The sequence below is a fragment of the Pseudoalteromonas sp. MMG010 genome, from assembly GCF_018100905.1.
Taxonomy (GTDB): Bacteria; Pseudomonadota; Gammaproteobacteria; order Enterobacterales; family Alteromonadaceae; genus Pseudoalteromonas.
Genome location: NZ_JAGJEG010000012.1, coordinates 96952 through 108970, shown reverse-complemented (window position 1 = coordinate 108970; position 12019 = coordinate 96952). Strand labels below are relative to the sequence as shown.

Below are 12019 nucleotides of genomic sequence, written 5' to 3'. Positions count from 1 at the left end.
GATTTTTTTATAAATAAAATGCGTTTAGATTGTTTTTCAATCTAAACGGTTACTTTAACAACTAAATTAACCAAATTAGTCCTTCATTTCACTGAACAACTAATTTCCAGCCAGCTCTTTCTTGTTGTTTTGACTCTTGATAAAGCTCACTTGCCATTAAAGGATGCTCTTTTAGCCAGTTTGTAGCAAATTTTAAGTTTAACTCGTCATTTTGTGCTGTTAATTCAAAACTCGGTAATACGTCATCTTGTCTACGCATCGATAGAATCACAGCAAGACGTAATATTCTTACTAAGTATTGAGCTAATAAACTATTGGCACCCAAATCAGCAAAGCAATTTGGTGTAATATCTTCTCGGTGGGTTTTTGCCACGGCGGCTATTAACTTATGTTCAGATTGAGAAAAGCCAGGCATTTCTGTTTTTTCTAAAATATAAGCAGTGTGCTGATGATACTGTTTATATTCTATAATCAAACCAAGTTCGTGTAATTTAGAGGTCGCTTTTAATAAAGCTAATCCTTGCATTTCTTTAATTGGCCAATCAACAGAAACACTTTCGGCTAATTGTAACGCTAAACAACAGACTCGATTCGCCTGTTTTTGGTCAACGTGATAGCGGGTCATAAAACCATCTACAGTTCGCTTACGAATATCTTTGCTATTAAGCTGCGGCACCATGCTATATAAAACACCTTCTCGAAGTGCTCCACCCGCGAGTCCCATTTTTTTAATTTCAAGTGATTTAAATAAAGCAATTAATATGGCTAAACCAGAAACAAAGACCAACCTTCGATCTTCACTTAAGCCAGGCAAAGCTAACGCAGAAATAGTGTTATAAGCAATCGCCTGTTCTTTTATTATATTTAATTTTTCTAGTGTTAATAAATCACTTTTATTTTGCGCCACCATGATTTCTTGAATTGCTTGCACAGTACCGGAAGCACCTGAAGCAACTTCCCATCCAGTTGCTTTGTATTCACAGGCAATATCATCAACTATTTCTTGTGCGGCATTGATCGCATTATTGAAATTTATATGATTTAACAGCTGATCTTTAAAGTAACGCTCTAGGAAAGTAACACACCCCATATTTAGGCTTGTGTAATGTAATGCATCAAAGCTTTTACCGATAACGACTTCGGTACTCGCTCCACCGATATCTATTACTAACTGATTACCAGAGCAAGATGATGTATGCGCAACGCCTTTATATATAGTTCGCGCTTCTAGCTCGCCACTTATTACATTTATTTTATGGCCAAGTATTTTTTCTGCTTTTTGTTTAAATACATCTGCATTCGTTGCCAAACGTAAAGTGGCAGTTGCAACGATAGTGACATTTTTTTTAGGGATATCTTGTAAGCGCTCTGCAAATAGCGCTAAGCATTCCCAACCTCGCTGCATAGCTTCACAGCTTAAAACATTATTATCGTCAAGCCCGGCTGCTAACCTTACCTTTCGCTTAACACGGCCAATCGTTTGTATGCCATCAGCAATTGATTTGGCAATTAGCATGTGAAAGCTATTTGAACCTAAATCAATTACTGCATATACATTTTTTTGCGGTATTAGTTGTTGCCCCACCGTTCAAAAACCTCGCGTTACTACGACTAAATACTAACGGCCAATTTACGACCGTCCTTTTTGGTAACTATTGTTAGGGCGACGTCCGTTGTTATTACTACGATTTCGAGGTCCATTAGAATAGTTGCGCTTTCTATGAATAGTAGGCTTTGTTAAGTCATCAAGCAATGCTGTTTTATCGTAATGAGATAATGGAATGCTATGCTCAATATATTCTTCGATTTCATGAAGATTATAAGCATATTGCTCACACGCAAAACTAATTGCATGCCCTGATGCACCAGCACGACCTGTCCGACCTATTCGGTGAACATAATCTTCGCAATCATCGGGTAAATCAAAATTAAACACGTGACTTACTTCTGGAATATGCAGGCCGCGAGCAGCAACATCTGTTGCAACCAATATATCAAGATCACCTTTGGTGAATTGCGATAAGATCGCTTGACGTTTTTTCTGATTTACATCACCGGTTAATAACCCTACACGATGTCCATCTGCTTTTAACCAGGCATATACTGTTTCACAACTGTGCTTAGTATTTGCAAATACAATTGCTTTTTCTGGCCACTCTTCTTCAATTAATGTAAGCAATAGCTTTGTTTTGTCATCTTGAGAAGGATGAAATAACTCTTCTTTAATTCGCTTACCGGTTTTAACGTCAGGTTCGATTTGCACATGCTCTGGGTTAGTCATATGCTCAAAAGCAAGCTCTTGTACACGATAAGATAAAGTCGCAGAGAAAAGTAAGTTAAGTCGCTGTGCTGTATCTGGCATACGACTAAACATGTAACGTATGTCTTTAATAAAGCCTAAATCAAACATACGATCGGCTTCGTCTAATACAACAACTTCAATTTCGTTAAGGGTATAATACCCTTGTTTATACAAGTCGATAAGGCGACCTGTTGTGCCAATTAAAATATCAACGCCTTTTTCTAGCTGTGCGCGTTGTTTTTCATAGTCTTCGCCACCATATACTAAACCTAAGTTAAGATTACAGTGTGGCGCTAAAATTTTTGCATCGTTGTGGATCTGAATCGCAAGCTCCCGAGTGGGGGCCATGATCAGGGCTCTTGGATGTTTACTAGATGCTTTGCTAGTTTGTAGTAACCTATGGCAAGTGGCTGTTAAAAAAGCCATTGTTTTGCCTGTACCCGTTTGTGCTTGGCCCGCAATATCGCGTCCATCACAAATAAAAGGTAGGCATTTAGCTTGAATGGGTGTGCAATATTCGAACCCACTCGCGGTTAATCCGGCAACCACTTCCGGTGCTATAGCAAAGTCTGAAAACTTTTTATCGGTCAAATGTGTCTTAGTCATAGCGTTTAAGCATAACGTTTAAACTTGCAATAAGAAACAAGAGTGTTTAAATACGCATTAAATAATTTTCCAAACTAAACCGGAGAGCGCAATGAGCGAAAAAATAATCCAAATTACTGACGATAGCTTTGAAGCAGATGTATTACAGTCGGGACAACCTGTACTTGTTGATTTTTGGGCTGAGTGGTGTGGACCTTGTAAAATGATTGCACCGATTCTTCAAGAAGTAGCTGAAGAGTTTGATGGGCGCGTTACAATTGCTAAATTAAACATCGACCAAAATGCAGGCACACCACCAAAATTTGGTATTCGTGGCATCCCTACATTACTTCTTTTTAAAGATGGTCAGGTAGCAGCAACTAAAGTTGGTGCACTTTCTAAAACACAATTAGTTGAGTTTTTAGAGAACAACATTTAATAAAAAAGTAAAAAAAGGGCCTTTTTGCCCTTTTTTTACGTTTATTTTGTATTAATACTGGACGACCTGCCAGTGACCTGCTAGTTTATTAAACCAACTAATCCTTAGTTATATTCAACAAACCTCACTCAACGATCAAAATGATTATGAGTATGACAATTGTAATAAAGAACCCACCAATATGCATTTACGCGAATTAAAAGACAAGTCTATAAAAGAACTTGTAAACTTAGCTGAGTCCATGGGGCTCGAAAACGTAGCCCGCCTGAGAAAGCAAGATATTATCTTTGCTATTTTAAAGGCCCACGCCAAAAGTGGAGAAAATATCTTTGGCGGCGGTGTATTAGAAATTTTACAAGACGGTTTTGGCTTTCTTAGATCGTCAGAAGCCTCTTACTTAGCTGGCCCAGATGACATCTATGTATCACCGAGCCAAATTCGCCGCTTTAGTATGCGTACTGGCGATTCAATTGCTGGTCTTATTCGTCCACCAAAAGATGGCGAACGTTACTTTGCTTTATTAAAAGTTAACGAAGTGAATTTTGATAGACCTGAAAATTCACGTACTAAAATTCTGTTTGAAAACTTAACCCCTTTACATGCAAACGAACGCTTTCGCATGGAACGTGGTAACGGTAGTACAGAAGATATTACAGCGCGTGTACTTGACCTTGCATCACCAATCGGTCGTGGTCAACGTGCGCTAATTGTTGCTCCGCCTAAAGCGGGTAAAACAATGTTATTACAAAACATTGCGCAATCAATTTCTTATAACCACCCTGATGCAACTTTAATGGTTTTGCTTATTGATGAGCGCCCAGAAGAAGTGACTGAAATGCAACGCCTAGTTAAAGGCGAAGTGATTGCGTCAACGTTTGATGAACCAGCCTCACGCCATGTTCAAGTAGCCGAAATGGTTATAGAAAAAGCAAAACGCTTAGTTGAGCATAAAAAAGATGTGGTCATTTTACTCGATTCAATTACACGTTTAGCACGTGCTTATAACACGGTAATTCCATCATCAGGTAAAGTACTTACTGGTGGTGTGGATGCAAACGCACTACATAAACCAAAGCGTTTCTTTGGTGCTGCACGTAATGTAGAAGAAGGCGGCAGCTTAACGATTATTGCAACAGCGCTTATCGATACCGGCTCTAAAATGGATGAAGTTATCTACGAAGAGTTTAAAGGTACAGGTAATATGGAATTGCACCTTAATCGTAAAATTGCTGAAAAACGTGTATTCCCTGCTATCGACTTTAACCGTTCAGGCACTCGTCGTGAAGAGCTACTTACAAAACCGGATGAACTACAAAAACTGTGGATTTTACGTAAGATAGTCCACGAAATGCCTGAAATTGATGCGATGGAATTTTTAATTGATAAGCTTGGTATGAGCAAAACCAATGATGAATTTTTTGACTCAATGAAAAGAAAATAAAGTTAGACTGCAAAGCGCCTGTGTGAAAAGTACTTAATATGAACTTTCATACAGGCAATTTTTTTGTCATTCGTTTAACGTTCGTACTTTAATAAAACGGATAAAAGCTTATTAGTTAACACGTTTATTTGATGTACATCCTTTCTCTGTAATCCCTTTTCAAGATCGTTAGCAGCTTCGCTTACATCTATTACACCAAACATTTTTGCCGCACCTAATAATCTATGGGCATCTTTTTTTAGGTTATCAAAGTCATTTTGCTCTGCATGGCGGGCGATTTTACTTCTTTCTACGGTGAAGCTTTGCTTAAAACTTTGCACAAGATCGCTAATATCGACATTTTTTATTTCGCTTTGCTTTGTAGCATCAAGTTTTAAGTACTTTGCCAGCGCGTTATAAAACAACTCTTTATCTATTGGCTTAGATAAATAATCGGTAAAACCCAATGCAAGGTAATGATCAATTTCATGACTCATCACATTCGCTGTTAACGCAAAAATAGGCTGCTGATACGCACATTCTTTTAATAACTGTAATGCTTTAATGCCATCCATAACAGGCATTTGAATATCTAATAAAACAAGGTCTGGGTATTCTTTTAAGCATACCTCTACCGCTTGCTCGCCATTTTCAACTACAATAACATCCAAGCCTAAAGAGCGCAGATAACGACTTATTAAACGGCGATTATCATCATGATCTTCTGCTAATAAAACCTTACCTGATAAGCTTTTTTTATTAAACGCTGTTGTTTCATGGGGTAATTCAATCGACTCTACCGGCAATTCGGTACAAGGAACATAAAACGAAAACTGGCTTCCTTTTTTATATTCACTTTTAACGCTAATATAGCCTCCCATCATAGTAGCCAGTTGCTGTGATAAGCTTAACCCAAGCCCGGTCCCGCCAAAGCGTCTACTAATACTATTATCTGCTTGCTTAAAATATTCAAAAATTAATTTCAATTGTTCATTGTTCATACCAATACCCGTGTCTTTGACTACACAAACAATTCCATGGTCGGTACGATCAAGCACTAAAGTAATGCTGCCTTGCGCTGTAAACTTTAACGCATTAGCGTATAAGTTTATTAAAATTTGCTTAATCCGTATAGCGTCTAACTGAGTATAAAAATGCTCGCTTATATTATTATTTAAAATTAATTTTAAGCCTTTACTGTTAGCTTGCGAAATAAACATATTATGAATATCTGTTACTAATTGCACAAAATCAAATCGTGATGCATTGAGCTCTAATCGATTAGCTTCTATTTTACTAAGATCGAGTACATCATTAATTAAGCTTTTTAGGTGCTCCCCCTGGCGATGAATAACTTGTAGTTCACTTTGCAATTGTTCTGGTTTATACAAGCCCTTCATTAAATCATCTGCTTGACCTAATATAGCAGTGAGAGGGGTACGAATTTCATGACTTATATTTGCTAGAAACTGACTTTTCACCTCATTCGCTTTACGTAATTCTTTAGCAACATTTTGTAATTCAATGGTTCGTTGTTCAACTTGTTCTGCTAATTGTTGTTTCGCGCGTTTTTCACTATTTCTGCGATAAATTGCCACGCCTAACGTTCCTAATAAAATTAATACAAGGAATACAAATACAGTAGATTGATTACGTTGCGACATTTTTAAAGACTGTACTTGGCGCTCTTGTTTTAATTGTTCAATTTCTTGATTTAATTGCGTCGCTTTAAATTCGTTTTGTAATAAAGCAAGTCCTTTTACAATTGCCTGGCTACGTAAACGCTTTTGCTCATCAGCAAAGTGTTTATTTGAAACAATGGCATCTACATATTCACCTGAACCGGCCTGAATTAAACTTTTTATGGCTAAGCCATCTATCAGTAAGCGTTCATTATCATATTTTTTTGCGAGTAAAGTAGAGCGTGAGTTATTGACTTTAGCTTGTGCTAAATCGCCTTGCATAAACTGTATCTGTGCCAAAGTGTGTAAGGCAGCAAGCTCTAGACTATGATTTGATATTTTTTTTGCATAATCCAGTGCTAATTGTGCCTGTTCATATGCAGTACTCACATTGTTAAGGATTAAATTAACCGTTGCCAAATTATTATATTGGGTAGAGAGTTTATTATCGTTGTTTGCTGATATATAAAATCGTAACGCTAATTGATAATAATGAAGAGCAAAGTCATATTTATTAGTCTCATAATAAGCAACCCCCATATTATTGTATACTTGTGCAATACCCGACTCATCATTGAGTAATTGATATACGCCAAGTACCTCTTTATAAATGATCAGTGCCCTATCATAACGAGATAAACGGATATACACGCCAGCAATATTTAATAAAATATCACTTTGGTCTTGCTTCGAACCTACTGCTTGATATAACTCTTTAGCATCTAAATAATGTTTAAGGGTTAGCTCCATATTCCCCATTTGAAAATAAGATAGGCCAATATTACTGAGTAGGTTTGCTTGCTCTATTTTTTTAAATTCTTGATTGGCAATGTGCATTGCCCGTGAATACTCAAAAATTGCTTTTTGAAAATGCCCCTGATAATAGAAGATCACACCTTGCATTTTTATAGCTCTAAAATGCTGATCAGGGAGAAATTTTTTATCCGTTATACGCTCTAATGCTTTAAAATAATTAATCGCATTAGTGTAATCATTTTTTTTAAAGGACAAGTCCGCAAGACTAATATAGATCTCGGCTTTTTGTTTATTAGTCGTCGTACTATTATTGAGTAGTGTATTAGCCAGTTCAAGTTTCGATTCAAACGTTTTTGCTTGTTCAAACTCAAAGAACAATTCATTACTCCCTAACGCTAAGGTCGGGGAAAAAAGTACACTATAAAAAACAATAATCAGGCAACGTTTAAGCTTGCCTTGCATAATACTCATCCTTCGGCTAATACTTCTTTTTAGTTAAACTATATTGAAGATACACAACTACTTAAGTGCAAACAATGATAAACCCACTACTCGAAGTGATTTTTGAAATTATAATTACCAAAAAAGTATACAAAGTACATACTTTACTTTCAGAGCTAGAAAAAAAGCTAACGCTGCCTTTGTTAGACCCCCAACCAAAGCAAAATCTATTTAAGAAAAACTTTTTAATAATGAATGCGCTTTATCAATTACAGCAACAAATTACGCCAAATTACTTGCGCGTTTCTGCAATGCATATTGAATTATTAAACGATGCAAACATGCCATTAATTCATGGCAATGACTCTTTAAGAGATTACTATTTGAACTGGGAAAACTATCAGGCCTCGACTGCAGATATTAACGAACTGCTTGCGAGTTTTTGGCAAAAAATGAATAACCAAACGCTTTTTACTAATAGCGAACATCAACAGGTAATTATTCACCGCTGGCAATTACCAGCAAAATTTACAATTAAAGAGCTGCAAAAACGCTGGCGTAAATTAGCTATCCAGGCGCACCCAGATAAAAGTAAAGGCAGTGATGATAAATTTAAACAATTAAAGCAAGAATATGAGCAGCTAAAAACATGCTGCTCAAATTAACATTAACGATTTAACCGACGAGCACGTATTTTACGCCCTTTAATATTACCCTCGGTTAATTTTCGTAAAGCAGGCTTAGAGGAGTTACGCTCTACCGCAACAAAGGCTACATTATCAAGCACATTAATTTTCCCAACCTGACGACCGGCAATGCCTTCTTTACCTGTTAAAGCCCCTAAAATATCACCCGCACGTACTTTTTGTTTTTTACCAGCATCGATCATTAAGGTGACCATTTCAGGTTTGTAAGGTGGTTTTTCTAATAAACTAAAGGCTGGCATCGGCTCAGGTAAAAAATCTCTCTCATAGTGATCACCAATTTGAGCAACTTTAAATTGCTCTGCATCACCATAAATAGAACAGGCAACGCCTTTTTTACCAGCACGACCGGTACGACCAACACGATGAACATGAGTTTGAGGGTCATGTGCTAAATGATAGTTAATAACCATATCCATATCATCAATATCTAATCCACGGGCAGCAACATCGGTGGCCACTAAAATTGATGCACTTTTATTAGCAAAATGGATAAGTGTGCGCTCACGATCGCGCTGTTCTAAATCACCATGCAATGCAACTGCACTAAAACCTTCACTCGCTAAATCATCACATACTTGCTGCGTTTCGACTTTGGTGTTACAAAAAACCACACAACTTTGAGGCGTAAATTTAAGTAATAAAAGCTTTAAAGTGGAATAACGCTGCTTATTGTTATCCATTTTATAAAAATATTGCTTAATCGTGCTTTTTTCTTGCTCTTCTTCTACTTTAACCATTTCTGGGTTTTTAAGTACACGTTTTGCAATTGCTTCGATAGCCCGTGGGAAAGTTGCACTAAACAATAACGTTTGGCGTTGTTGTGGAATACGTTCAATAATGGCATCTAAGGTATCTTGAAAACCCATATCAAGCATTTGATCTGCTTCATCGAGTACAAGCGTCTCTACATCGTCTAAACGAAGTGTGCCTTTGCGAATGTGATCATCAACACGACCAGGTGTACCAACTATAATGTGGGCGCCATGCTCTAATGAGCCAATCTGGGGACCAATCGACACGCCGCCGCATAAAGTAAGTATTTTAATATTATGAATACCACGTGCTAACTTTCGCATTTCTACGGCAACTTGCTCGGCAAGCTCTCGAGTTGGACACAACACCAACGATTGAATTCTAAAGCGCTTAACATTTAATTTAGCTAAAACACCTAAGCTAAACGCAGCTGTTTTCCCTGAACCTGTTTTTGCCTGAGCAATAATATCTTTTCCCTGCAATACAGGCGGCAAGCTTTGCGCCTGCACTGGTGTCATCGTGTTATAACCAAGCGTTGACAAGTTATCGACAAGCCCAGCAGGTAAAGATAAAGAAGAAAAAGCGGTTGCAGTCACAAGTAAGTCCCATTGCAATAAATAACATGGGGTAACCCCCAACGAATAAAGGTAATAATAGCAGAATTCGTTATTAGCAACCATTCACAAACACAGAATAGAGTATGAATTACATTAAAGCACTGTAAATGAGACTGGTTTGCATTAACATCTGCATCAAAATTTTATACTGTATTAACATTTTGGGTAAAAAATAATGAAACGGAACTCTATTTATATAGCACTACTAGCAAGTTACTCATTAACTGCGCAAGCCAATACTAAAGATATCGAGCGTATTGAAGTAAAAGGTAGCTTTTTTAACGACTATAAAGTCGATAACGCAAATGGTGCAATGAGAACATCTGCTTCACTATTAGAAACAGCCCAATCTGTTACAGTTATCAGCGATACAATAATTAGCGAGCAACTAGCCACTACATTAGGTGAAGTACTAACTAATGATGCCAGCTTAACAGCGGGCTCACAGCAGCGTAACCGTGAAGTATTTAACCTTCGTGGTTTTGAACTAAGCTCAGGCACTGGCTATTTACGTGATGGCCACCAACATTGGTCTCACTATCAACAGCCAATCGAAATTCTTCAACAGGTTGAAGTCATTAAAGGACCATCAAGTATTTTGTATGGCCAATCGGGTCCTGGTGGCTTGGTAAACATGGTTACAAAAAAACCGACAGCACAAACCTTGTTAAATGCCAGTGCTGATGTTGATCAGCATGGTTCAACACGCTTTATGGTTGATGCTAGCGGTGCTCTTACTGAAGCTGAAGATTTACGTGCCCGAGGTATATTAGTAAAACAAGATGTTGAATATTGGCGTGAATATCAAAATGGTGAAAACCGTGAGCGTGATCGCTTTTTAGGTGCCTTAGTTGTTGATTACGATATTAGCGACAACGCGCTTGTTCGTGTACATTATGACCGTACTGATGATAAAGCAGGCTTAGATACGGGTGCATGGATTGACGATAATGCAAATGTTATTGGCGATGACAAAACCATCCGTGATATGTCATGGGCATTTACTGATATTACGGTAGAAAATGTAGGAATAGATTTTAATGTATTTCTATCAGATAACTGGCAAGTAAACCTAGGCTACAACGAACAAACGTTTGAACGTCAACGTTTTGAATCAGCCCCGAGTAGAAATTCTTACAACGAACAAGAGAATACATACACTTCAAGCCCGTACGATCGTTTCGATGACTGGCAGTTTACCACTGCATTTATCGATTTTATCGGTGAGTTTGAAACAGCAGGTATCCACCACCAATTTTTAATTGGTGCAAATTCTTTAGATTACTATTATGGTCAACTGCGTACATCTGGTGAGTCGTTTAGTTTATCACCGGGACAAAGTGAGCCTACTCGCCCTGATATTAGCTATGTTACCGATCTAACTATAAGTGAAACCGAATACGATTATTATGGTATTTACGCTCAAGACTTAATCACTTTTTCTCCACAGTGGCAAGTATCCGTTGGCGGACGTTTCGATAAACAAACTCGTGAAGGTCAAAATAACGAATCTTTCTTACCTAAATTCGGTGTGCTTTATCATCCAAATGTATCAGCGACTATTTATGCTAGTTACACCGAAGGATTTGAGCCACAAAATGAAACGATTACTGACGAAGAAGATATTAATTTCGGTATGGAAATCGATGCGGTGACTTCTGAACAAAAAGAAGTCGGTATTAAATGGCAACTATTTGATGACCGTTTAATGCTAAGTGGTGCTGTTTTCGATATAAGTAAAGAAGGTACGTTGGTAACCGAAAACCTTGAAATACCGATTGGTACAATCACAACTGAAACTAATCAAGTAGGTGAGCAGCGCCACAAAGGTTTTGAGCTAGCAGCACAAGGCGCAGCAACAGATCGCTTATTTGTAATGGCGTCTACAATGTATTTAGATGCTAATTACGAAAAAGCTAACGAAGATCTACAAGGCAAGCGCCCTGTCGATGCGCCAAAATGGTCTGCATCATTATGGACCCGCTATGAGCTAAACGACGCAATTGCTTTTAATGCTGGTGCTTTTTATGAAGGCGAGCGTTTTGCCGACAGCGACAATTTAATTACAAAAGATGCTTATACGCGTGTAGATGTAGGTGCTACGTATAAATTTAACCTAAGCAAAACAGATGTAAACTTACGCCTTAACGTTGAAAACCTATTTGATACTGATTACTTAGGCGGTGGCGGTAATGGTAATGTAACTATTGGCGAGGGAACTAACTTTCGTATAGCAGCACAGTTTAACTTTTAATATACGTTAACGTATTAAAAGCCCGCATTTTATAATGCGGGCTTTTTGCTTTTCATCTCATCG

Annotated in this window: 8 protein-coding genes; 4 read left to right on the top strand and 4 right to left on the bottom strand. The window is 37.7% G+C overall.

Features of this window, described 5'->3' with window-relative positions:
• Window positions 1–88: 88 nt before the first annotated feature.
• Both gppA and rhlB read right to left on the bottom strand, forming a co-directional pair.
• On the bottom strand, window positions 89–1585 hold the full coding sequence (gene gppA / locus J8L70_RS12805) for a guanosine-5'-triphosphate,3'-diphosphate diphosphatase (RefSeq protein WP_211055986.1): 1497 nt from the start codon (window positions 1583–1585) through the stop codon (window positions 89–91).
• 45 nt (window positions 1586–1630) lie between these two features.
• Window positions 1631–2908 (bottom strand): ATP-dependent RNA helicase RhlB, encoded by a 1278-nt coding sequence (gene rhlB, locus J8L70_RS12800; RefSeq protein WP_211055985.1) that lies wholly within the window; start codon window positions 2906–2908, stop codon window positions 1631–1633.
• 91 nt (window positions 2909–2999) lie between these two features.
• Here rhlB and trxA point away from each other — a divergent pair, with 91 nt between their 5' ends.
• On the top strand, window positions 3000–3326 hold the full coding sequence (gene trxA, locus J8L70_RS12795) for a thioredoxin TrxA (protein WP_211055984.1): 327 nt from the start codon (window positions 3000–3002) through the stop codon (window positions 3324–3326).
• Window positions 3327–3507: 181 nt separating this feature from the next.
• The gene (gene rho, locus J8L70_RS12790; RefSeq protein WP_211055983.1) at window positions 3508–4767 is read left to right on the top strand and encodes a transcription termination factor Rho; all 1260 of its coding nucleotides are present in this window, start codon (window positions 3508–3510) and stop codon (window positions 4765–4767) included.
• Window positions 4768–4841: 74 nt separating this feature from the next.
• On the opposite strand, the gene J8L70_RS12785 is transcribed toward rho, so the two are convergent.
• On the bottom strand, window positions 4842–7646 hold the full coding sequence (locus tag J8L70_RS12785; protein WP_211055982.1) for a tetratricopeptide repeat protein: 2805 nt from the start codon (window positions 7644–7646) through the stop codon (window positions 4842–4844).
• Between the two features lie 74 nt (window positions 7647–7720).
• Between J8L70_RS12785 and J8L70_RS12780 the strand changes: the two genes are divergently transcribed.
• Window positions 7721–8290, top strand: coding sequence for a DNA-J related domain-containing protein (locus J8L70_RS12780; RefSeq protein ID WP_211055981.1), 570 nt, complete (start codon window positions 7721–7723; stop codon window positions 8288–8290).
• 2 nt (window positions 8291–8292) lie between these two features.
• On the opposite strand, the gene dbpA is transcribed toward J8L70_RS12780, so the two are convergent.
• Entirely contained in the window at window positions 8293–9681 is a 1389-nt protein-coding gene (dbpA, locus tag J8L70_RS12775) for an ATP-dependent RNA helicase DbpA (RefSeq protein WP_211055980.1), read from the bottom strand.
• Between the two features lie 196 nt (window positions 9682–9877).
• Between dbpA and J8L70_RS12770 the strand changes: the two genes are divergently transcribed.
• Window positions 9878–11956 carry a TonB-dependent receptor gene (locus tag J8L70_RS12770; RefSeq protein WP_211055979.1) on the top strand — a complete coding sequence of 693 codons (2079 nt, stop codon included), beginning with the start codon at window positions 9878–9880 and terminating at the stop codon, window positions 11954–11956.
• Window positions 11957–12019 lie beyond the last annotated feature (63 nt).